Below are 22,340 nucleotides of genomic sequence, written 5' to 3' on the forward strand. Positions count from 1 at the left end.
CCGGAGTGGGACCGAGTCTAGGCAAAGGCTCTGTTGCAGCCTATGCCGGAACTGTTCAGACAACCTGGCACTTTTTGCCACTCAGCATAGACAGCGAAAACCGCCATGCGCGATAGCGATTCGGTCGCCGTGTACTTCCTCAATGCCATGCTCCACGCCCTGCGCGACTGCCCCGCCGAACGCGATGCGCAGCTGCGTGCGGTGGGCATCGACCCACAACTGCTCGAGCAGCCCCAGGCCCGGGTACCGGCCAAGGCCTTCGCCCAGCTGTGGCTGGCGCTGATCCAGCGCCTGGACGATGAGTTCTTCCGCCTCGACAGCCACGGCATGCCGCCGGGCAGTTTCGCCCTGATCTGCCGGGGCCTGATCCTGGAGCCGAACCTGGAGAAGGCCTTGCGCCAGTGCATGGGCGGTTTTGGCCTGTTCCTGCGCGATCTGCGCGGCAGCCTGACGCTGCGTGGCGGGCGGGCGCTGATCAGCGTGCAGTCGAGCATCGCCGACCCGCTGACCCGGGTATATGCCGAGGAAACCTACCTGGTGCTGATGATCGGCATGCTGTGTTGGCTGGCCGGGCGGCGGATCGCCATCGACCGCACCGAGCTGGCGGTGTCGCGCCCGGCCCAGGAAGACGACCTGCTGCTGTGGGGGCCGGACCTGCGCCTGGGCAGCGGGCGCACCGAGGTGGAGTTCGACAGCGCCTACCTGCGCCTGCCGGTGGTGCAGGATGTGGCGGCCCTGAAAACCTTCCTGCGCAGTGCGCCACAGGGGCTGGTGATTCGCTTTCGCAACCAGAACGGGCTGGTGGCCGAAGTATACCGGCACCTGCGGGCGCGGCGTTATGGGCAGTGGCCGACGCTGGCGGCGCTGGCGCAGCAGCAGGGGGTCAGTGCCAGTACTTTCCGTCGGCAGCTGGAGCGGGAAGGGCGTTCGTACCAGCAGATCAAGGATGAGGTGCGCCGGGCAATGGCCTTCGAGCGGTTGCGCGAAGGGGAGCTGAGCATTGCCGAGATTGCCGAGCAGACCGGGTTCCAGGAGCCCAGTGCGTTTCACCGGGCGTTCAAGAAATGGACCGGGCAGAGCCCCGGGAGCTACCGGGCGCGGTTGGCCGGGCGGTAGCGTTCACCTGCACCGGCCCTTTCGCGGGCTTGCCCGCTCCCACAGGTGCAGCACAGCTTTCAGGCCCTGTGCGATCCCTGTGGGAGCGGGCAAGCCCGCGAAGAGGCCGGTACAGGCTACCGCTCAATGATCAGGCCGGCACCATGGCAAACCCGACCCCGAAGCGGTTCCAGGCATTGATGGCGGCAATTGCCAGGGTCAGGTTGGCCACCTCGGCCGGCTCGAAGTGTTCCTGCAAGGTTTCATATTCCGCCTGCGGCGCGCCGTGCTCGGGCAGCCTGGTCAGGCTCTCCACCCAAGCCAGCGCAGCACGTTCGCGCGGGGTGAAGTAGGCGGTTTCCTGCCAGACGCACAAGGTCTGCAGGCGTGCCTCGGTCTCACCGGCCTTGCGCGCATCGTTGGCGTGCAGGTTGACGCAGTAGGCGCAGCCGTTGATCTGCGAAGCCCGCAGGCGCACCAGTTCCAGCAGGGAATTCTCCAGGCCGCTCTTGGCCAGGGCCTGCTCCAGGCCGACCATGGCTTTGTAGGCTTCGGGGGCGTGCTTGGCCCATTCGATACGGTTGTGCATGTTTATCTCCAGTATTCGAGGCTGGCATCGTCCCTGTAGGAGCAGCCTTGCGCTGCGAAAGCGCCCGTACGGGCGCATGGCGCTTTCGCAGCGCAAGGCTGCTCCTACAGGGAAATGCGTTGCTGGTTGAAAGTGAGCTGATGGTAGCGCCGGCCCAGGTCCTCCTCGATAGCCAATCACGCGCATAAGCGGGAGGCCAATCGGCCATTTGGGAGGCCACTGACAGGCATCCAATCTCTTCATTTCTGCCAGGCCGCCGAAGCCCGGATAATGATCAGGTCTTGCAACAGGGGAACCGATTCATGTCCGAAGAACGCTACATGCGCGAAGCGCTCGACCTGGCCCGCGCCAACATTCAGGCCGGTGGCCGGCCCTTCGGCGCCGTGCTGGTGTACCAGGGGCAGGTGCTGGCGCGTGCGGTCAACGAGATCCACAGCACCCAGGACCCGACCGCCCACGCCGAGATGCAGGCCATCCGCAAGGCCAGCCATGCCCTGGGTCAGGCACGCCTGGACGGCGCCGAAGTCTACGCCAGCGGCCACCCATGCCCGATGTGCCTGGCGGCCATGCACCTGTGCGGCATCGAGCGGGCCTGGTTTGCCTACGACAACGCCGAGGGCGAACCCTACGGCTTGTCCACCGCGGCGGTATACGCGCAGATGGCTCGCCCGCCCCAGCAACAGAGCCTGCCGCTGCGCGCCCTGAAGCCCAGCGGCGAAGCCGGTCTTTACCTTGAGTGGAAACAGGCCAACGCACAATGAGAGCGGCATTGAACCTGCTGCTGGTCATCCTGCTGGCACTGAACCTGCGGCCGATCCTGACCAGCATCGGCCCGTTGCTCGAACCCATGCGCGCAAGTACTGGCCTGGGTTACCAGCAGGCGGCCTTGCTGACGGCGTTGCCGGTGCTGTGCATGGGCCTGGTGCCCTTGCTGCAACCCTGGTTGCGGCGCTGGATCAGCGAACATGGCGGCATGCTTGCTGGCCTGTCTGCCATCGCCCTGGCCTGCCTGTGGCGCCTGCAACTGGGCAGCGCCTGGGCGCTGATTGCCAGTGCGGTGGTCGCCGGCCTGGGGGTGGCGGTAGTGCAGGGCATGATGCCGGGGCTGGTCAACCGCTGGTTTCCCGGCCGCCTGGCGGGGGCGATGGGCCTGTATTCGGCAGCGCTGATGAGCGGCGGCGGCCTGGCCGCCGTGCTTGGGCCGCACATCAGTGGCTACTTCGGCCACTGGCAGGTCGGCCTGGGCGTGTGGGCGATCCCGGCTGTGCTGGCGGTGCTGGCCTGGGCCGTGCTGCGGCCGCGCCAGGAGGCGCCGAAACTGGCCGGTGCCGTCGGCGGTCATTGGTTCGGTACGCGTCGGGCCTGGTTGCTGGCGCTGTACTTTGGCTTGATCAACGGTGGCTACACCAGCATGGTAGCCTGGTTGCCGGCCTATCACATCGAGCATGGTGGCAGCGCCCAGGGCGGTGCCGACCTGGTTGGCCTGATGACCATCTTTCAGGTGGCCGGTGCATTGGGCTTGCCGCTGTTGCTGCGGCGCTGGGCAGACCGACGCCCGGGCCTGTGGCTGGCCTTGGCGATCCAGCTGGTGGGTTTTCTCGGCCTGCTGCTGGCACCCACGCTGGCCTCGGGGCTGTGGGTGGCGATGATCGGTTTCGGCCTGGGCGCCTGCTTCAGCCAGAGCCTGACGCTGACCCTGGAGCACCTGAAGACACCTGCCGAGGCTGGCAGCCTGGCGGCGTTCGTGCAGGGCATCGGCTTCATCATCACTGGCATCGTGCCATACGTCACCGGCTGGTTGCGCGACATGAGCGGTGATTTCCAGGCCTCGTGGACGCTGCTGACCGTGACCGTGGTGGCGATGCTGCTGGTTACCACGTGGTTCAACCCTCGCGGTTATGCCGCGGCGATTGCTCGCCCGGTAGTGGCGGGCAAGACCGCGCCGGTCAACTGAGGCGCTGCAGGGTGTCGCGCACCCGGTCCAGCGCCGGGTCGATATCCAGCAGCTCTATGGCGCCGAAGCCCAGTAACAGCCCCGGGCGCACTGGCGCTTCGCTGAAGAACGGCGCGAGCGAATACAGGCCGACCTCCACCTTGCGTGCGAGGTTGGCCAGCAGCTCGACATCGACCCCAGATTTGGCCAGGGCGCTGAGGTGGAACCCGGCGCTGGCGGGGATGGCGCTGAACCACGGTGCCAAGTCGCCGCCCAGCCGCGCGAGGATGCGTTCGCGACGGGCGCTGTAGACCTCGTGGCAACGGCGGATGTGCTTGTTCAGGTGGCCTTCGCCGAGAAAGCGCGCCAGTGCCCACTGCAACAGGGTCGGGCTGTGCCAGTCGCTGAGGTGCTTGGCCACGCAGGCCGCCTTCAGCACGTCGGGCGGCAGTACGGCGTAGCCCAGGCGCAACTCGGGCAGCAAGGTCTTGGAAAAGGTCCCCACATAGGCCACCAGGCCATGGCGGTCGAGGCGCTGTAGAGCGTCTGCGGCTGGGCCGTGGTAGCGGAACTCGCAGTCGTAGTCGTCTTCGATGATCAACGCACCCAGCTCGGCGGCCCGTGCCAGCAGGGCGTGCCGGCGTGGCTCGCTCATCGGCATGCCCAGCGGGAACTGGTGCGAGGGCGTCACATAGATCAGCCGGGTGCCGTCGGCGATCTGCTCCACGCACAGCCCTTCATCGTCCACCGGTACCGATTGCAGGCGCGCACCCAGGGCCAGGAACAGTTGCCGCGCTGGCGGGTAGCCCGGGTCTTCCATGGCTACCTGGCAACCCGGCTCGACCAGTACCCGTGCGATCAGGTCCAGTGCCTGCTGGGCGCCGTTGCACACCAGCAGGTCAGCGGCGCTGCAGTGCACGCCGCGGGCATAGGCGACATGATGGGCAATGGCCTCGCGCAGCTCCGGCAGGCCCTGGGCAGGGAACTGCCGCTCGGGATGGCGCTGGCTGCGGCGCAGGGCATAGTTCAGGCAACTGCGCCACTGGTCGAACGGGAACTGCGCCTTGCTCGAGGCCCCGCCGATGAAGTCGTAACGCGACGGAGCCTCCAGCTGGCGTCGGCTCAGCACGGTGGCGCGCTGCTGCCAGCGCTCGAGCGACGCGGCACCAGCCAGGGGAATGGCGGGCGATTCGCTGCTGCGCAGCGGCTGGCGCGGGGTGACGAAGGTGCCCCGGCCGACCACGCCGCTCAGCAGGTTGTCGTAGGTCAGCCGGGAATAGGCCTCGGCCACGGTCTTGCGCGACACGCCCAGCTGCTCTGCCAGCAGGCGGCTTGGCGGCAGTTGGGTGCCGGCGGCCAGGTGGCCGCTGTCGATGCCGGCGCGCAATTGCTGGTAAAGCTGGTCGGCCAGGCCTTTGCGGCCTTCCAGGCGAATGTGCAGTTCCATGGAGCGGTCCGGAGCGGGGAAGTGCTCAGGATAGCGGATTGGTCGGGGAAGGGCATGGGGCCGCTTTGCGGCCCATCGCCGGCAAGCCAGCTCCCACAGGTACTGCACAATGCTTGAGGTCGGTGCAGTCGAGGTGGGAGCTGGCTTGCCGGCGATGGGCTGCAGAGCAGCCCCCAGGCAAGCGGCCGGTAATCAGAAGCGTGCCGTACTCACCGTGATGTAGCCCTTGTCCGCCAGCGCGATACGTATCACCGTTTCGTCCGCCGGCGCCTTGCGGTTGCGCTTGATGCGCACGCCTTCCACCGCCGCCGCTTTCATATGCTCGGTGATGGCCCGCCCGTTCGGGTCGAAGAACAACTCGCTGGCCAGCAACTCGATACGCTCGATCAGTTGGCGGGAGCGTTCATCGGTGGCGCAGAAGAACATCACCCCCGACAGGTGGGGGTCTTCGTCCGGGTTGTTCATGTCATGGGCCAGCAGTTCGCGCAGGGTGCTGCGCAATTCGGCAGTGGGGTGGGCGTACAGGTGCATGCGGAACCTCCTCTGGATCGCGACCTTGCGTCATCCAGTGCCGATCATGTTTTCAGTGGGCAGGGGGCAACAAGTAGGACGCATCCGAGCAACGCGTAGGAGTTTTCTGAAGATGCAGGAGTGACACCGCAAGCAGGCGGGAGGACGGCGCATGGTTCATCACGAAATGGGGGGAGTGAGCAACCGGCGATGTGCTCGCCTGGAGATGGGGTTAAGGCTATCAAGTGCCTGTCTTGAGTTTTGAGGTGGTGCGTAAATCGAGCGCCGCCCGCGCGGCGCATCGCGAGCTACGCTCGCTCCTACGTTTGTTTCAGGCCAGTCATGCCTGTGCCATCTGCGCGCGACCGCCTTGTTTGTACGACGCGATAATGAGCCATGCGCCAAGGCGTTCGCGCGCAAATCCCATAGGATTAATTGGCCCGAAACAAACGTAGGAGCGAGCGTAGCTCGCGATGCGCCGCGCGGGCGGCGCTCGACCTGACCGGCGCCACAAAACCCACGCCAAGCATTTTTATACGGCTGGACCTCATAGCGGCCCCTGTCAGCATCAGCGCCCAACCTCCTGCTTGAAACGCAAGCGCCAGCCATGCAGTAACGGTTCGGTATAGCCACTGGGCTGCTGCCGCCCCTTGAACACCAGCTCCCGCGCAGCGCGGAAGGCATGCGATGCCTCGAAGCCCGCCGTCATCGGCCGGTACGCCGGGTCCCCGGCATTCTGCTGGTCGACCACGCCGGCCATGCGCTGCAAGGTCGCCTCGACCTGGTCGGCATCGACCACCCCGTGGTGCAGCCAGTTGGCAATGTGCTGCGCCGAAATCCGCAAGGTCGCACGGTCTTCCATCAGGCCCACATCATGGATATCCGGCACCTTGGAACAGCCGACCCCTTGCTCGACCCAGCGCACCACGTAACCGAGGATACCCTGGCAGTTGTTGTCCAGCTCGGCCTGGATTTCGGCTGCGCTCCAGGGCCGCTCGGGGCTGACCGGGACACTGAGCAGGTCATGCAGCAACTCGGCGCGCTCGGCATTCAGGTCAACCTGTTCCAGCGTTTGCTGCACGGCCGCCACATCCACCTGGTGGTAGTGCAGCGCATGCAGTGTCGCGGCTGTGGGCGAGGGCACCCAGGCCGTGTTGGCGCCGGCCCTGGGCTGGGCGACTTTCTGTTCCAGCATGGCCGCCATCAGGTCGGGCATGGCCCACATGCCCTTGCCGATCTGCGCCTTGCCGCGCAGGCCACAGGCCAGCCCCACCAGTACGTTGCTGCGCTCGTAGGCCTGGATCCAGGCACTGCCTTTCATGTCGCCCTTGCGCAGCATGGCGCCGGCTTCCATGGCCGTGTGCATCTCGTCACCGGTGCGGTCGAGGAAGCCGGTGTTGATGAACACCACCCGTGACGCGGCGCTGGCGATGCAGGCTTTGAGGTTGACGCTGGTACGCCGCTCCTCGTCCATGATGCCCATCTTCAGCGTGTGTGCGGGCAGGCCCAACAGGGCTTCGACACGGCCGAACAGCTGGTCGGCAAAGGCCACCTCGGCCGGCCCGTGCATCTTCGGCTTGACGATGTACAGGCTGCCCTCGCGGGAATTGCCACGGCGCTTGAGGTCATGCAGGCCGATCAGGCTGGTGACCACAGCATCGAGGATGCCTTCCGGGATTTCCCTGCCATCGCGGTCGTGGATGGCAGGGTTGGTCATCAGGTGGCCGACGTTGCGGATGAACAGCAGCGAACGGCCTGGCAGGGTCAGTGGCTGGCCGTCTGCGCCGTGGTAGTGGCGGTCTTCGGCCAGGGTGCGTTCGAAGGTCTTGCCGCCCTTGCTGACCTGTTCGCTGAGGTCGCCCTTCATCAGGCCGAGCCAGTTGCGGTAGACGTTGACCTTGTCGTCGGCGTCCACGGCGGCTACCGAGTCTTCGCAGTCGATGATGGTGGTGAGCGCGGCCTCCAGCAGGATGTCCTTGACCCCGGCCGGGTCCTGCTGGCCGATGGCGTTGGCCGGGTCGACCTGGATTTCGAAATGCAGCTGGTGATGCTGCAACAGGATCGCTGTTGGCGCGTTCGGCTCACCTTGGTAGCCACGCAGTTGCGCGGGGTGCCTGAGGCCGACCTGGCGGCCATCGGCCAGGGTTACCTGCAGCGTGCCCTGGCTGATCGCGTAGGCCTTGGCGTCGTTGTGCGACGCACCGTCGAGAGGGGCCGCGGTGTCGAGGAACTGCCGGCCATAGGCGATCACCTTGGCGCCGCGTTGCGGGTTGTAACCCTGGCCACGTTCGGTGCCCTCGGTTTCGGCGATGGCATCGGTGCCATACAGGGCATCGTACAGCGAGCCCCAGCGGGCGTTGGCGGCGTTGAGGGCGTAGCGGGCGTTGCTCAGTGGCACCACCAGTTGCGGGCCGGCCTGCACGGCGATCTCGCGGTCGACGTTGCGGGTGCTGACCTGCACGCTCGCCGGGGGCTCTACAAGGTAGCCGATGCCTTGCAGGAAATGCTGGTAGGCGGCCATGTCACGGATCGGGCCGGGGTGCTGGCGGTGCCAGTTGTCGAGTTCTGTCTGCAGGCGCTCGCGTTCGGCGAGCAGGGCGCGGTTTTGTGGTGCGAGGTCGTGGATCAGGGTGCTGAAGCCTTGCCAGAAGGTGCGGGCTTCGATGCCGGTGCCGGGGAGGACCTCATCTTCGATGAAGCGCTGTAGGGTGGGGGCGATCTGGAGTGGGTGGTTTGGCATTGTCTGTTCGCTCGATGTTCAGTCTTCTGGAAGGTTTTTGCTTGTGCCGGCCTCTTCGCGGGTGAACCCGCTCCCACAGGGCTTTCACAAGGCCTGAGACCTGTGCAGCACCTGTGGGAGCGGGTTTACCCGCGAAGAGGCCGGCACAGGATTCAGAGGGCAGCCGCCCCGGCCTTGGCCACCTGGGCATCCTGCTCGGCCTTGACCCCGGACACGCCGATCGCCCCCACCACCTGGCCATCCACCCGCAGCGGTACGCCACCTTCCAGGCTGGTCAGCAGCGGCGCGGTAACGAAAGCAGTACGGCCACCATTGACCATTTCCTCGTAATCTCGCGTCTCCTTGCGCCCCAGTGCGGCAGTGCGGGCCTTTTCCATCGCGATGTAGGCGCTGGCCGGCGCGCAGCCGTCCAGGCGCTCCAGGGCCAGCGGGTGGCCGCCGTCGTCGACCACGGCAATGGTCACGTTCCATTGTTGTGCCTGGGCTTCCTGGCGGGCGGCGGTCAGCACTTTGGCGACTTCGGCCTGGCCGATAACGGACTTGCTATGCATGGTGGTTCTCCGGGTTCAAGGCTGCTTCGACGATTTCGATCCAGTGCCGCACCGGTGTGCGCCCGGCCCCGTCGAGGTGGGCCTGGCAGCCGATGTTGGCGGTGGCGATGACTTGCGGTTTGCCGCTTTCCAGGGCGTTGAGGCGGTTGTCGCGCAGTTGTAGCGACAGCTCGGGTTGGGTCAGCGAATAGGTGCCGGCCGAGCCGCAGCACAGGTGGCCGTCCGGTACCGGGGTCAAGGTGAAGCCAAGGCGTGTCAGCAATGCCTCCACCGCACCCCCCAGCTTCAGCGCGTGCTGCAGGGTGCATGGGCAATGGAAGGCCAGGCGCTGTTCGACGCACACGCCCAGTTGCTCGACCGGCTCGTCGCGCAACACCTCCACCAGGTCGCGGGACAGGGCGCTGACCCGTGCGGCCTTGGCGGCGTAGCGCGGGTCCTTTTCCAGCAGGTGGCCGTAATCGCGCACGAACGCGCCGCAGCCGCTGGCGGTTTGCACGATGGCCTCGGCGCCGGCTTCGATGGCAGGCCACCAGGCATCGATATTGCGCCGCGCCCGTTGCAGGCCTTGTTCCTGGGCATTGAGGTGATAGTCCACCGCGCCACAGCAGCCGGCCTGCCGGATTGGCACCACGCTGATGCCCAGGCGGTCCAGCAGGCGTGCGGCGGCGGCATTGGTGTTGGGCGACAGGGCCGGTTGCACGCAGCCTTCCAGCATCAGCACCCGCCGCGCATGGCGCGGTGCGGGGCGTTGGCCGGGGGCGGTGACCCGCGCCGGCAGCTTGCGCTTGAGCGTGGCCGGTAGCAGTGGGCGCAGGGCCTGGCCACTGCGGGTCAGGGCCTTGAACAGCGCCGGGCGTGGCACCACTGCACGCAGGCCCTGGCGCAGCAGGCGCTGGCCGAGCGGGCGTGGCACCTGCTGTTCGACCACGGCGCGGCCAATGTCCAGCAGGTCGTGGTACTTCACCCCGGACGGGCAGGTGGTTTCACAGTTGCGGCAGGTCAGGCAGCGATCCAGGTGCAATTGGGTGCTGGCGGTGATCGGCGCGCCTTCGAGCATCTGCTTGATCAGGTAGATGCGCCCGCGTGGGCCGTCCAGTTCATCGCCCAGCAGCTGGTAAGTGGGGCACGTGGCGGTACAGAAGCCACAGTGCACGCAGGAGCGCAGGATGCTTTCGGCCTCGTCGGCGCGGGCCAGGCGTCGGGCGGTTTCGCTCAGGTTGGTTTGCATGGTCTGGCCTCACAGGTCCGGGTACAGGCGGCCAGGGTTGAACACACCCTGGGGGTCGAGTTGCTGCTTGAGCGCTCGGTGGTAGCGCATCAGCGCGGCGGGCAGCGGTGGGCTGCTGGCAGCGCCAGGGACATGGCAGGTGGCGTGGCCACCGACCTTGGCGACCTGCTCGCGGATGTACTGCGCCGGTGCCGTGGACTTAAGCCAGCGCTGCGCGCCACCCCAGTCGATCAGCTGCTGGCCGGGCAAATCCAGCTCGCCGGCGGTGTTGGGCACGGACAAGCGCCACAGCGGCGCGGGGCCAGTAAAGAACGCCAGGCGCTGCTCGCGCAGGTCGCTCCAGAAGCTGCTGTCCAGTGCCTCGCCGCCCAGGCGCTGGCGTGCCGACTGCACCGAGCCTTCGCCGCCTTCCAGGCGCAGGTACAGCGCGTCACCGTCATGGCAGGCCGCACTGATCGGCAGCGGCTGCTGGCCCCATTCAGCCAGCTCCGCCAGCGCCTGGTGGCGGCCCATCGGCAGGCGCAGGCTGAGGCACTGGCGCGGGCGGGGCAGCACTTTCAGCGACACCTCGGTCAGCAGCCCGAGGCAGCCGAAGCTGCCCGCCATCAGCCGCGACACGTCGTAGCCGGCAACGTTCTTCATCACTTCGCCACCAAAGCGCAACAGCTTGCCGTGGCCGGTGATCACCCGCGTGCCCAGCACATAGTCGCGCACCGACCCGGCCCACGGCCGCCTTGGGCCGGACAGCCCGGCCGCGACCATGCCACCCAGGGTGGCGTCGGGGCCCAGGTGCGGTGGTTCGCAGGGCAGCATCTGGCCAGCCTCGTGCAGCGCTGCCTCGATCTCGCGCAGCGGCGTGCCGGCGCGGGCAGTCAGCACCAGCTCGGTCGGGTCGTAGCTGACGATGCCGCGGTGGCTGCGGGTGTCGAGTACCTCGCCGGCCACCGGGCAGCCGAGCATGGCCTTGCTGTTGCCACCCTGGATACGCAGCGGCGTGGCCTGGTTCAGCGCCTGGTTGACCTGCTCCAGCAGGGCCTTGCTGATGTCGCGGTCCATGCTCATCAGAAACGCTCCAGTTCGGGAAAGGGCAGTTGCCCATGGTGCACGTGCATGGCGCCGAATTCGGCGCAGCGGTGCAGGGTGGGGATGTTCTTGCCGGGGTTGAGCAGGCCTTGCGGGTCGAAGGCGGCCTTGATCGCATGGAACAGGGTGATTTCGTCGCTGTTGAACTGTGCGCACATCTGGTTGATCTTCTCGCGCCCCACGCCGTGTTCGCCGGTGATGCTGCCGCCTACGGCCACGCACAGCTCGAGGATCTTGCCGCCGATGGCTTCGGCACGTTCCAGCTCGCCTGGCAGGTTGGCATCGAACAGGATCAGCGGGTGCATGTTGCCGTCGCCGGCATGGAACACGTTGGCCACGCGCAGGCCGTATTCGGCGGACAGGTCGCTGATGCCCTTGAGCACCCGTGGCAGTTCGCGGCGCGGGATGGTGCCGTCCATGCAGTAGTAGTCCGGGGAGATGCGCCCCACCGCCGGGAAGGCGTTCTTGCGCCCGGCCCAGAAGCGCACGCGCTCGGCCTCGTCGCAGGCCAGCCGCACATCACGCGCACCGGCCTGGGCCAGCACGGCGGCGACCCGTTCGCAGTCATCGTGCACATCGGCTTCGACGCCATCCAGTTCGCACAGCAGGATGGCCGCAGCGTCAACCGGGTAGCCGGCGTGGATGAAGTCCTCCGCAGCGCGGATCGCCAGGTTGTCCATCATCTCCAGGCCGCCGGGGATGATCCCGGCAGCGATGATCTCGGCCACTGCCCGGCCGGCGTCCTCGACGCTGTCGAAGCTGGCCAGCAGCACTCGCGCCACCTGGGGCTTGGGCAGCAGCTTGACGGTGACTTCGGTGACGATGCCGAGCATGCCTTCAGAGCCGGTGAACAGTGCCAGCAGGTCGAAACCGGGGCTGTCCAGGGCATCGCTGCCGAGGGTCAGGCGTTCGCCCTCGACCGTGAGGATCTCCACCTTGAGCAGGTTGTGCACGGTCAGGCCGTACTTCAGGCAGTGCACGCCACCGGCGTTCTCCGCGACATTGCCGCCGATGGAGCAGGCTATCTGCGAGGATGGGTCCGGCGCGTAGTACAGGCCGTGGGGCGCGGCAGCCTGGGAGATGGCCAGGTTGCGCACGCCGGGCTGCACACGGGCGAAGCGGCCTTGCGGGTTGACCTCGAGAATGCGGTTGAAACGCGCCATCACCAGCAGGATGCCTTTTGCCAGCGGCAGGGCGCCGCCCGACAGGCCGGTACCGGCGCCGCGTGCCACCACCGGCACACCACGCTCGTGGCAGAGCCTGAGCAGGGCCTGCACCTGCTCCAGGCGCTCGGGCAGCACCACCAGCAGCGGCACCGTGCGATAGGCCGAGAGGCCGTCGCATTCATAGGGCTTGAGGTCTTCCTCGCGGTGCAGGATCTCGAGGTCCGGCAGGGCAGCGCGCAGCGCTTGCAGCAGCGCCGCCCGGTCCACGTCGGGCAGCGCGCCATCGACGCGTTCGTCGTACAGGATATTCATCGGCTCACTCGGCAACGGTTTTTGTTGTTGTTGGCAAAGCGCTCACCCTTGCAGCCTGCGCGTGGTAGCCGTCGGGGTCGAGTACAGGGTGAGCTGGTCCTACCAGTTTTTGCGGCTGGTACTGGTTATTGAAGGCTTTTCCCGGCTAAATTGAGGCAAGTGGTCGAAGTGGTCATACCAGTAGGAGGGGCGCAGTGGGTAGTGAAGGCAAGGCCAAGGTCGCCGACCAGGTGGCCGAACGGGTCGAGCGGTTGATCGTCGACGGCGTGCTCAAGGTGGGCCAGGCCCTGCCGTCGGAGCGGCGTCTGGTGGACAAGCTGGGCTGCTCGCGCTCGGCGCTGCGTGAGGGCCTGCGCATCCTGCGCGGGCGCGGCATCATCGACACCGAGCAGGGGCGCGGCTCGTTCGTCGCCGACCTGACGGGCCATGCGGGTGCCACGCCGTTGATGCACCTGTTCGGCTCGCAGCCGCGCACGCTGTTCGACCTGCTGGAAGTGCGGGCGTTGCTGGAAGCCGAGTCGGCGCGCCTGGCGGCACTGCGGGCCACCGAGGTCGACCGTTTGTTGATCCGCCGGCGCTATGAAGAGATGCTGGCTGCGCACGAAGCCCCCGAAGCGATGGATGCCCGTGAACATGCCCGCCGCGACCATGCCTTTCACCGGGCGATCAGCGAGGCTTCGCACAACCCGGTGCTGGTGCATACCTTGCAATCGCTCAGTGACCTGACCTTGAGCACGGTGTTCGCCTCGGTCAACAACTTGTATTGCCGGCCGGCGCAGAAGCGCCAGATCGACCGCCAGCATGCGCGGTTGTATCACGCGGTGATGGAGCAGTTGCCCGAGCAGGCGCAGCGCGCGGCGCGCGAGCATATCAACGGGATCCGCGACAGTTTGCGGGAGATCGAGCAGGAAGAGCAGCGGCTGGTAAGGGCTACCATGCGCATGGATGGCTGGGGTTGAGGTGTTGCCTGTGCCGGCCCTTTCGCGGGTAAACCCGCTCCTACAGGAGGCTGCGCTGGGTTTGAAGTCGGTGCGGTGCCTGTGGGAGCGGGTTTACCCGCGAAGAGGCCTGTGCAGGATTAGCTCAATCAATCAATGATCGGCTATGCGGTCATCCTGCGAGAGGAGGGCCCGCGCCAGCTCTTCATCATTGGCCTGCAGGCCTGGGTTGTCCTTGCGGGCCTGTTCCAGCGCCGACTCCACATAGGCGCCACGGATTGCACCACCGCTGGCGACGTAGGCCGAAAGCTCGTCACGCGCCGGGATGATCCGTTTGTCGTCCTTGAAGGTCGAGTAAAGCGAAGCGGAAACACCGGCCGAGGTTGCGACGTCGCCTGCGTCGACGTCAGCCAGGGCGGCACCGGCAGGCAGCAGGAGCAGCAGCGCAGGGGCGAGGAGTAGGTGGCGCATGGTGTGTTCTCCAGTAGCGTGAAGCCCAAGTAATTGAACCACTCAGTGATTAAGAAAGCGCAGGTGGGGTGGTAGTTCCCTTCGTATCGGAAACAGGCATTGACCCTGTCGAGCCAGGCGTGATCTGCTCGGGCTGCTGGCCCAATCATTTCAATGGATGAAGGTTCTACCCATGCCCGACTACAAGCTGCATTGCTTCGCCGAATCCGGTAACGCCTACAAGGCCGCCCTGATGCTTGAACTCACAGGCCAGGACTGGCAGCCGGTGTTCGTCGATTTCTTCAATGGCCAGACTCGCGAACAAGCCTGGCGCGACGACGTGAACGAACAGGGCGAGGTGCCGGTGCTGGAACACGCCGGCAAATCCTTTACCCAGTCTGCGCTGATCCTCGACTACCTCGCGGAGAAAACCGGGCAGTTCGGCCCCCGCGACGAAGACGAAAAGCGCGAGATCTGGCGCTGGATGCTGTTCGATAACCATAAGTTCACCAGCTACTACGCGGCGCTGCGTTTTCTTTTCTGCCTGAAGAAAACCGGTGAAACGGATGTGACCCGGTTCCTGCGTGAACGTGCCATGGCGGCTTACCGTATCGTCGACGCGCACCTGGCGAAGACACCGTTCATGGTCGGTGGCCGGCTGACGATCGCTGACCTGTCGCTGGCCGGGTATGTGTTCATGCCGGAGGACACTGGCATTGCGTTGGCGCAGTTCACCCACATCGAGGCATGGAAAGCGCGAATCCAGGCGTTGCCAGGGTGGAAGCACCCGTATGAACTGATGCCCCGCGCGGCATCCTGAGCAATCCGGCTCGCCAGGCCATGGTGCAGTGGGCCTTTGGCGAGCCAGCCATTCTGATGGCCGGTCGGTGACAAGCGCAGCGGCGTGGCTACGCTCAAAAATCAAGAAACATCCCGAAATATTTGGCCGGCAGGCCCTGAAGGATCTCCTTCAACCGCTGCAGATGGAAGGCCGCGCTGGTTAGCAAGTCGCCCCATGGGGGGCCGGAAATCACAGGGTGCGTCGTGCAACCCGTTGCTACTCCAAGCGGAGGCATCATGATGCTCAGGAAATGCTTGTTGGCTTTGGCGATCGGTACAGTGTTGTCGGCTTCGGCCGTGTTGGTGCCAGATTCCATTGACGGTACCTCCAGCGCGTATGCGAAGGATGGTGGCGGTGGCGGTGGCGGTGGCCATGGTGGCGGAGGTGGTGGTAGTGGTGGTGGCGGTGGCCATGGTGGCGGCGGTGGTAGTGGCGGCGGCGGTGGCCATGGAGGTGGCGGTAGCGGCGGTGGTGGCTCGGGTGGTGGCCACGGCGGCAGTGGCAGCGGGCACAGTGGCGATGGTGGTGGGCATGATGGCCGCGGGCGCAATGGTGCTGATGATGGTGCCGACCACGAGGCCAACCACGAGGCCAATCATGAGGCGAATCACGATGTGGGCGAGCCCCACGGTGTAGGGCATGGCGCCGACGATGGGGCTGACCATGACGTTGGGGATGATCGCGGAGGCGATCGGAGCTAGCAATTTGGGTGTCTGTGTCGGCCTCTTCGCGGGCACGCCCGCTCCCACAGGTATCGCGCCGCTTTCAAGGTTGGCGCAGCACCTGTGGGAGCGGGCGTGCCCGCGAAGAGGCCCGAACAGGCCATAGAGCGGCTTCCAGCGATTCTCACGCATGCGGCACGCTGCGAGGCGCTACCCCACCTGCATACTGCGGCTTCAGATGTCCCTGCTCATCCAGTAGATAGGCATCCATCACCTCCCGCACCACCGGCCCTGCCACCCGCCCGCCAGCTTCGCCGTTCTCGATCATCACCGCCACCACCACACTCGGGTGATCAGCCGGGGCAAAGCCTACGAACAGGGCGTTGTCGCGGTGCCGCTCCAGGGTTTTGTTGCGGTTGTAGCGTTCGCCCTGCTTGATCGCCACCACCTGCGCGGTGCCGCTCTTGCCGGCAATCCGGTATTGCGCACCGGCCGCGGCAGCGCGGGCGATGCCGCGCGGGTCGTGCATGACCATCTGCATGCCCTGGCTGACCTGGTCCCAGGCGTGCCTGTCGTGCAGCACGATATCGGGCATCGGGTTGGGGTCTACCGGCGCATCGCCACCCACGGTCATGGCCAGGTGCGGGCGGTGCCACACGCCCTTGCTCGCCAGCAGGCTGGTGGCCTGGGCCAGCTGCAGCGGGGTGACCTGCATGTAGCCCTGGCCGATGCCCAGGATCAGCGTCTCGCCCGGGAACCAGGCCTGGCGCCGGGTGGCGCGCTTCCACTCGGCCGACGGCATCAGCCCGGACGCCTCCTCGAACATGTCCAGCGACACCTTCTGGCCCAGGCCGAACTCGGCCATGTAGTCGTGCAGGCGGTCGATGCCCAGCTTGTGCGCCAGGTCGTAGAAGTAGGTGTCGTTGGACCGCATGATGGCGGTGTACATATCCACCCAGCCATCGCCGCTGCGGTTCCAGTTGCGGTACTTGTGGTCGTAGTTTGGCAGCTCGTAGTAGCCGGGGTCGAACACCCGGCTGCCCGGGGTGATCACGCCGCTGTCGAGGCCGGCGATGGCCACTTCCGGCTTCACCGTCGAACCGGGGGCATACAAGCCGCGCAGCACGCGGTTGAACAGCGGGCGGTCGATGGAATCGCGCAGCGCGGCGTACTGTTTGAAGCTGATGCCCTTGACGAACAGGTTGGGGTCGAAGCTGGGGTTGCTGACCATCGCCAGCACGTCGCCATTGGCCGGGTCGAGCACAACCACCGAGCCGCGGCGGTCGCCCAGAGCCTTTTCCGCGGCCAGTTGCAGGTGGGCGTCCAGGGTCAGGACGATGTCCTGGCCCGGGGTCGGGGCCTTGTGGTTGAGCACACGCATCACCCGGCCCTGGGCGTTGGTCTCGACCTCCTCGTAGCCCACGTGGCCATGCAGCTGGCTTTCGTAGAAGTGCTCAATGCCGGTCTTGCCGATCGACTGGGTGCCCCGGTATTCGGTGCTGTCGAGGGTCTTGGCCTCTTTCTCGTTGATGCGCCCCACATAGCCCACCGAGTGGGCGAAATGCTCGGCCAGCGGGTACTCGCGGATGAACTGTGGTTCCACCTCCAGGCCTGGCAGGCGGAACTGGTTCACCGCCACCAGGGCAATCTGCTCTTCGCTCAGGCCGACCATCAGGGTCACCGGTTCGAACGGCTTGCGGCCACGGCGCAGGTCCTTGTCGAACTGCTTGCGGTCGTCGTCGGTCAGGCTCAGCACCTGGGCCAGGGTATCGAGCACCTTGGCCGTGTCGCCGCCGGCCCGCTCGCGGGTCATGGTCAGGTCGAAGCTGGGCTTGTTGTCGGCCAGCACCACGCCGTTGCGGTCGTAGATCAGCCCGCGCTCGGGGGCGATGGGCAGCACGTGCACGCGGTTGTTTTCCGATACGGCGGTCTGCTGGTCGTGTTGTAGCACCTGCAGCACATAGAGCCGGCCCACCAGGACGGCGACCAGGCTGAAGACCAGGGCGGCGCAGGCCAGAAGCCGGCGGTTGACCAGGTGCTTTTCCTTTTCGTGGTCCTTGAGGGGGATGGGTTGTGGCATCGGTGACTCTGTCCTGACGGGTAGCAGTGCCTGAAGGAGCAGCCTTGTGCTGCGAAGAGGACGGTAGCACCGTAGTAGTTCAGCAGGCCACGACGGCCCATTCGCAGCACAAGGCTGCTCCTACAGGAGGCGCGGTGGTTGTACGCGCGCGATCGGGCCGCGGATGCTACGCAACCTGTACCGCACCCTCAAGGCAAGTGCCGGCTGGCGGTAGGCTGGTATTGGCTGTGTGCCCCGTGATCAGGGCGCTTGCCAGCAAAATGAAGATTTGTTCATGGCGGCGGAGTGGTGATGGAACTTGTTGATGGAACGATGCAAGTTGAGTCCATGAGCACGCCCATGTCGCCATGAACCTGCTATTCCTAAGAAGACACTTGAACCCACCAAGGCCCGTCGATGCTGGTCATCGAAAACCTCCACAAATCATTCCCCACCCCCCAAGGCCCGCTTCCGGTGCTGCAGGGTGTCGACCTGCGCCTGGCGCGCGGCAGCAGCCTGGCGCTGATGGGCGAGTCGGGTAGCGGCAAGAGTACCTTGCTGCACCTGGTGGCCGGCCTGGACCGTGCCGACAGTGGCCGCATCCTGATCGACGACACACCGCTCGACAGCCGTTCCGAGGCTTCGCTGGCGCTGTGGCGGCGGGAGGGCATAGGCCTGGTGTTCCAGCAATACAACCTGATCAGCAGCCTGGACGTGGGGGCCAATCTTGCGTTCCAGGCCCGGCTGGCCGGTCGGCATGATCCCGATTGGCTGGCCTACCTGGCGCAGCGCCTGGGTTTGGCGGATTTGCTGGCGCGTTACCCGGAGCAATTGTCTGGCGGCCAGCAACAGCGGGTCGCCATCGGCCGCGCCCTGGCCGGGCGCCCGGCCTGGTTGCTGGCCGACGAACCCACCGGCAGCCTCGATGAAGCCAGCAGCGATGAGGTGTTGAGCCTGCTGTTGCAATTGGTCGCCGAGGCTGGCAGTGGGGTGCTGATGGTGACCCACAGCCCGCGGCTGGCAGCGCGCCTTCAGCAGCGTTGTTACCTGCAGGCCGGCCGCGTGCGGCCCGAGCAGGGCGGATGAGGCTGCTATCGCTGGCCCTGCTCGCGCTGCTCAGCCACTGGCGGCGCCATCGCGTGCAGTTTTTCAGCATCTTCACCGGCCTGTGGCTGGCCACGGCGCTGTGGACCGGCGTGCAGGCGCTGAACAGCCAGGCACGCAGCGACTATGCCCGGGCCAGTGCGGTGCTGGCCGGGCCGTTGCAGGCGCAACTGGTGCCGCGCCGTGGCGAGCGCTTCGACCAGGCACTGTACGTGCAGTTGCGCAGGCTGGGCTGGGCGGTGACGCCGGTACTGGAAGGGCGCTTGCGCTTTGCTGGTGAGCCGGCGCGCAGCGTGCGGTTGATCGGCATCGAGCCGTTGAGCCTGCCGCCGGCCAGCAGCATCGCCGGTGTGCAGCCCGGAACGTTCGATCTGCAGGCCTTTGTCGGCATGCCCGGGCAAGCCTGGGTCGGGCCGGACACCTTGCGCCAGCTGCATGCTGGCCCCGGGGCCTCAGCACGCGACAGCGAAGGGCAGCTGCTGCCGCCGTTGGTTCTACAGCCAGCGCTGGCCCCAGGGGTGATCGTGGTCGATATCGGCCACGCCCAGGCGTTGCTGCATGCCCCCGGGCAGTTGTCGCGCTTGCTGGTGGCTGCCACGCCGGGGCCGCTGCCGGCGGACATCGCGCCTTACCTTGAGCTGCAACCCCGGCAGGACGATGGCGGCTTGCAGCGGCTGACCGACAGCTTCCACCTGAACCTGACCGCCCTTGGCTTGCTGGCGTTCGTCGTCGGCCTGTTCATTGCCCATGCCGCAATCGGTTTGGCACTGGAACAGCGGCGCGGCCTGATTCGCAACCTGCGCGCCTGTGGCATCAGCTTGCAAACCCTGCTGTGCGCCTTGGTGCTGGAGCTGGGGCTGTTCGCGGTGCTGGGCGGCCTGGCCGGCGTGGCCAGTGGTTACGGGCTGGCCGCGTGGTTGCTGCCCGATGTGGCCGCCAGCTTGCGCGGGCTGTATGGCGCCCAGGTCGCCGGGGCGCTGAGCCTGCCCGCAGGGTGGTGGCTGATGGGCGTGCTGGTGAGCGTGCTGGGGGCGCTGCTGGCGGGTTTGGGCAGTGTACTGCGTGCGGCGCACTTGCCGTTGCTGGCGCAACCTCAGGCATGGCGGTTGGCCCAGGGGCCTTGGTTGCGGCGCCAGGCCCTGGTGGCCGGCCTGTTGCTTTTGCTGGCCCTGGGCTGTGGCGTGCTGGGCGACAGCCTGCCCAGCGCGTTCGGCCTGCTGGCAGGCTTGCTGCTGGCGGCGGCGCTGCTGCTGCCGGCCTTGCTCGACCGGGTGCTGGCCTGGCTGGCGCGCCATTGCCGGCGGCCTTTGTCGCAATGGTTCGTCGCCGACAGCCGCCAGCAATTGCCGGCCCTGAGCCTGGCGTTGATGGCACTGCTGCTGGCGCTGGCCGCCAGTGTCGGCGTGGGCAGCATGACCGAGGGCTTTCGCAAGACCTTTGTCGGCTGGCTTGACCTGCGCCTGTCCGCCTACCTGTATGTCACCCCAAGGGACACCGCCCAGGGCTTGCAGATAGCCGAGTGGCTTGGGCAGCAACCTTCGGTGAGTGTGGTGTTGCCCGGCTGGCGTGTGGAAACACAGCTGCAGGGCTGGCCGGTGCAGCTCCAGGGCATCGTCGATCATCCCGTCTATCGCACTCGCTGGCCATTGCTGGCGCAGCAAAAGCAGGCCTGGCAACAACTGGCCGCCGGGCAGGCCGTGATGCTCAGTGAACAGCTGGCCAGGCGACTGAAGCTGCAGCTGGGTGATCGCCTGAGGCTGCCCGCAGACACTTCGCCAGCCCTGAGCGTTGTGGGCATCTATGCCGATTACGGCAACCCCAAAGGGCACATGCTGGTCAATGCCGGCTGGCTGCGCGGGCACTGGGCACAGGCAACCCTGACCGGGTTGAGTGTCGATCTGGTGGGCGATCAGGCGTCGGCGCTCGAGGCTGCATTGCAACAGCGCTTCGCCCTGGACGACAGCCGCGTGGTCGAGCAGGCGCGTCTCAAACGCTGGTCGACCGACGTGTTCAACCGCACCTTCGCCGCCACCGCCGCGCTCAACAGCCTTACCCTTGGCGTGGCAGGCGTGGCGCTGTTCATCAACCTGCTGACCCTGGGCCAGACCCGCCTGGGCCAGTTGGCGCCGCTGTGGGCGCTGGGTGTGCGGCGCACGCATCTGGTGTGGCTGAGCCTTGGGCAGACATTGCTGCTGAGCAGCCTTACCGTACTGCTGGCGATCCCGCTGGGCATCCTGCTGGCCTGGTGCCTGGTCGCGGTGGTGAACGTGCAGGCATTCGGCTGGCGTTTGCCACTCTACGTGTTCCCTGCGCAACTGCTGCACCTGGCGGTGCTGGGCATGCTTACCAGCCTGTTGGCCAGCGCGTGGCCCTTGTGGCAGCTGGCGCGTCGCCAGCCGCGCGAACTGTTGAGGCCGTTTGCCGATGAAGCGTAGCGCCTGGCTGTTGCTGTGTGGGTTGCTGGGCGGCTGTGATCAGCCCGCCGAGCAAAGCTATGCCGGGCTCGGGCAGCAGGCGGGTGAATTCAGCCAGGTACGGCGCGGCCATCGCCTGGAATTTCCGCGTGACCATGGGGCCCACGATGGCTTTCGCATCGAATGGTGGTACGTCACCGCCAACCTCCAGGACTTCCAGGGGCGGGACTGGGGCGCGCAGTGGACGCTGTTTCGCTCGGCCCTGCGCCCAGGCCCCGAGACTGCCGGCTGGAACAGCCCGAACCTGTGGATGGGGCATGCGGCGCTGACCGGTCCCGGGGGGCATCGGTCTGGCGAAACCTTGGCGCGCGGGGGTATCGGCCAGGCTGGCGTGCAAGCCCAGCCGTTCCGGGCGTGGATCAATGACTGGTCGTTGCAGGGCAGCAGTGGCATCGAGCATCTGCAAATGGTCGCCGGTGGTGACGGCTTTCGCTACGACCTGCAACTGCACAGCGATCGGCCCTTGGTGCTGCACGGGGACCAGGGCTACAGCGAGAAGTCCGGCAAGGGGCAGGCTTCGTACTATTACAGTCAGCCGTTCTATCGGGTGAGTGGGGAAGTGCAGCGTGACGGCCAGTGCATTGCCGTCACCGGCCAGGCTTGGCTGGACCGGGAATGGAGCAGCCAGCCGCTGGCTGCCGGGCAGACGGGTTGGGACTGGTTTTCCCTGCACCTGGACAGTGGCGCCAGGCTGATGCTGTTTCAGGTGCGCGAGGTGCAGGGGGAGGCGTATCGCGCCGGGACCTGGGTCGGCCCGCAGGGTGAAGTGGTGGTGCTGCAGGGTGCGCAGATCCAGCTGCAGGCGCTGGCCTGGGCCCGGCAGAAGAACGGCAAGCAGGTGCCGACGCGATGGCGGGTGCAGGTGCCGGGGCATGGCGTGGATGTGCAGGTCGAGGCTGTGGAGTCGCAGGCCTGGATGGAGACACGGTTCCCGTATTGGGAGGGGCCAGTGCGCTTGACCGGGAGTGCGGGTGGGCGTGGGTATCTGGAGATGACCGGCTATTAGCAATCCTGGGGTTTCTGAGTTTTTCTGGGGCTGCTTTGCAGCCCTTTCGCGACACAAGGCCGCTCCTACAGGGAATCGCGCCAACTTTTAGAATTTGAGCGAGACAGTTGCTCGCACAGGTACTGCATAAGGCTTGAGGTCGATGCAGTCGA

Annotated in this window: 20 protein-coding genes; 9 read left to right on the top strand and 11 right to left on the bottom strand. The window is 66.4% G+C overall.

Translation table 11 applies throughout. The features are described 5' to 3' along the window. The first annotated feature begins 105 nt into the window (after positions 1-105). On the top strand, positions 106-1,116 hold the full coding sequence (locus CAG18_RS06200; RefSeq protein ID WP_025338699.1) for an AraC family transcriptional regulator: 1,011 nt from the start codon (positions 106-108) through the stop codon (positions 1,114-1,116). Between the two features lie 130 nt (positions 1,117-1,246). Here CAG18_RS06200 and CAG18_RS06205 read toward each other — a convergent pair whose 3' ends face one another. Further along, on the bottom strand, positions 1,247-1,684 hold the full coding sequence (locus CAG18_RS06205) for a carboxymuconolactone decarboxylase family protein (RefSeq protein ID WP_085720597.1): 438 nt from the start codon (positions 1,682-1,684) through the stop codon (positions 1,247-1,249). 302 nt (positions 1,685-1,986) lie between these two features. On the opposite strand from CAG18_RS06205, the gene CAG18_RS06210 reads away from it, so the two are divergent. Both CAG18_RS06210 and CAG18_RS06215 read left to right on the top strand, forming a co-directional pair. Further along, positions 1,987-2,445 carry a nucleoside deaminase gene (locus tag CAG18_RS06210; RefSeq protein ID WP_085720598.1) on the top strand — a complete coding sequence of 153 codons (459 nt, stop codon included), beginning with the start codon at positions 1,987-1,989 and terminating at the stop codon, positions 2,443-2,445. Then, positions 2,442-3,638 carry a CynX/NimT family MFS transporter gene (locus CAG18_RS06215; RefSeq protein WP_085720599.1) on the top strand — a complete coding sequence of 399 codons (1,197 nt, stop codon included), beginning with the start codon at positions 2,442-2,444 and terminating at the stop codon, positions 3,636-3,638. Before CAG18_RS06210 ends, CAG18_RS06215 begins: the two co-directional genes overlap by 4 nt. Here the strand turns inward: CAG18_RS06215 and CAG18_RS06220 are convergent. From CAG18_RS06220 to glcD, 7 genes are all read right to left on the bottom strand, one after another. Next, positions 3,631-5,064 (bottom strand): PLP-dependent aminotransferase family protein, encoded by a 1,434-nt coding sequence (locus tag CAG18_RS06220; protein ID WP_085720600.1) that lies wholly within the window; start codon positions 5,062-5,064, stop codon positions 3,631-3,633. The two genes, CAG18_RS06215 and CAG18_RS06220, sit on opposite strands and share 8 nt — an antisense overlap. 192 nt (positions 5,065-5,256) lie before the next feature. Next, positions 5,257-5,595, bottom strand: coding sequence for a hypothetical protein (locus tag CAG18_RS06225; protein ID WP_061551706.1), 339 nt, complete (start codon positions 5,593-5,595; stop codon positions 5,257-5,259). A gap of 547 nt (positions 5,596-6,142) precedes the next feature. Then, a complete protein-coding gene (locus CAG18_RS06230; RefSeq protein ID WP_085720601.1) occupies positions 6,143-8,314 on the bottom strand; it encodes a malate synthase G in 2,172 nt (723 codons plus the stop codon). A gap of 152 nt (positions 8,315-8,466) precedes the next feature. Then, positions 8,467-8,865 (bottom strand): heme-binding protein, encoded by a 399-nt coding sequence (locus tag CAG18_RS06235; RefSeq protein ID WP_003260918.1) that lies wholly within the window; start codon positions 8,863-8,865, stop codon positions 8,467-8,469. Then, positions 8,858-10,093, bottom strand: a complete 1,236-nt coding sequence (gene glcF, locus CAG18_RS06240; RefSeq protein ID WP_085720603.1) for a glycolate oxidase subunit GlcF — start codon at positions 10,091-10,093, stop codon at positions 8,858-8,860. Before glcF ends, CAG18_RS06235 begins: the two co-directional genes overlap by 8 nt. 9 nt (positions 10,094-10,102) lie before the next feature. Continuing rightward, positions 10,103-11,155 (bottom strand): glycolate oxidase subunit GlcE, encoded by a 1,053-nt coding sequence (gene glcE / locus CAG18_RS06245; RefSeq protein WP_085720604.1) that lies wholly within the window; start codon positions 11,153-11,155, stop codon positions 10,103-10,105. Then, positions 11,155-12,654 carry a glycolate oxidase subunit GlcD gene (gene glcD / locus CAG18_RS06250; RefSeq protein WP_085720605.1) on the bottom strand — a complete coding sequence of 500 codons (1,500 nt, stop codon included), beginning with the start codon at positions 12,652-12,654 and terminating at the stop codon, positions 11,155-11,157. The genes glcE and glcD overlap by 1 nt, the downstream gene beginning before the upstream one ends. A 194-nt stretch (positions 12,655-12,848) precedes the next feature. On the opposite strand from glcD, the gene glcC reads away from it, so the two are divergent. Next, positions 12,849-13,613: a transcriptional regulator GlcC gene (gene glcC, locus CAG18_RS06255; RefSeq protein ID WP_085720607.1), complete on the top strand. Its 765-nt coding sequence runs from the start codon at positions 12,849-12,851 to the stop codon at positions 13,611-13,613. Between the two features lie 132 nt (positions 13,614-13,745). Here the strand turns inward: glcC and CAG18_RS06260 are convergent, their stop codons facing one another. Then, positions 13,746-14,063 (bottom strand): DUF2388 domain-containing protein, encoded by a 318-nt coding sequence (locus tag CAG18_RS06260; RefSeq protein WP_003260922.1) that lies wholly within the window; start codon positions 14,061-14,063, stop codon positions 13,746-13,748. 172 nt (positions 14,064-14,235) lie between these two features. Here CAG18_RS06260 and CAG18_RS06265 point away from each other — a divergent pair, with 172 nt between their 5' ends. Further along, a complete protein-coding gene (locus CAG18_RS06265) occupies positions 14,236-14,862 on the top strand; it encodes a glutathione S-transferase family protein (protein ID WP_015270789.1) in 627 nt (208 codons plus the stop codon). Between the two features lie 94 nt (positions 14,863-14,956). On the opposite strand, the gene CAG18_RS27020 is transcribed toward CAG18_RS06265, so the two are convergent. After that, on the bottom strand, positions 14,957-15,199 hold the full coding sequence (locus CAG18_RS27020) for a hypothetical protein (protein WP_158090331.1): 243 nt from the start codon (positions 15,197-15,199) through the stop codon (positions 14,957-14,959). A 20-nt stretch (positions 15,200-15,219) separates the two neighbouring features. Here CAG18_RS27020 and CAG18_RS27405 point away from each other — a divergent pair, with 20 nt between their 5' ends. Next, a complete protein-coding gene (locus CAG18_RS27405) occupies positions 15,220-15,519 on the top strand; it encodes a hypothetical protein (RefSeq protein ID WP_158090332.1) in 300 nt (99 codons plus the stop codon). 210 nt (positions 15,520-15,729) lie between these two features. Here the strand turns inward: CAG18_RS27405 and mrdA are convergent, their stop codons facing one another. Then, a complete protein-coding gene (mrdA, locus tag CAG18_RS06275; protein WP_085720609.1) occupies positions 15,730-17,625 on the bottom strand; it encodes a penicillin-binding protein 2 in 1,896 nt (631 codons plus the stop codon). A gap of 396 nt (positions 17,626-18,021) precedes the next feature. Between mrdA and CAG18_RS06280 the strand changes: the two genes are divergently transcribed. From CAG18_RS06280 to CAG18_RS06290, 3 genes are read left to right on the top strand one after another with little or no spacing between them, the layout of a single operon-like run. Next, positions 18,022-18,690: an ABC transporter ATP-binding protein gene (locus tag CAG18_RS06280; protein ID WP_085720610.1), complete on the top strand. Its 669-nt coding sequence runs from the start codon at positions 18,022-18,024 to the stop codon at positions 18,688-18,690. Beyond that, positions 18,687-21,143 (top strand): ABC transporter permease, encoded by a 2,457-nt coding sequence (locus tag CAG18_RS06285; protein WP_085720611.1) that lies wholly within the window; start codon positions 18,687-18,689, stop codon positions 21,141-21,143. The genes CAG18_RS06280 and CAG18_RS06285 overlap by 4 nt, the downstream gene beginning before the upstream one ends. Continuing rightward, entirely contained in the window at positions 21,133-22,188 is a 1,056-nt protein-coding gene (locus CAG18_RS06290) for a lipocalin-like domain-containing protein (RefSeq protein WP_085720612.1), read from the top strand. The genes CAG18_RS06285 and CAG18_RS06290 overlap by 11 nt, the downstream gene beginning before the upstream one ends. The last annotated feature ends 152 nt before the right edge of the window (positions 22,189-22,340 follow it).

The sequence above is a fragment of the Pseudomonas sp. B22(2017) genome, from assembly GCF_002113105.1.
GTDB lineage: Bacteria > Pseudomonadota > Gammaproteobacteria > Pseudomonadales > Pseudomonadaceae > Aquipseudomonas > Aquipseudomonas asiatica.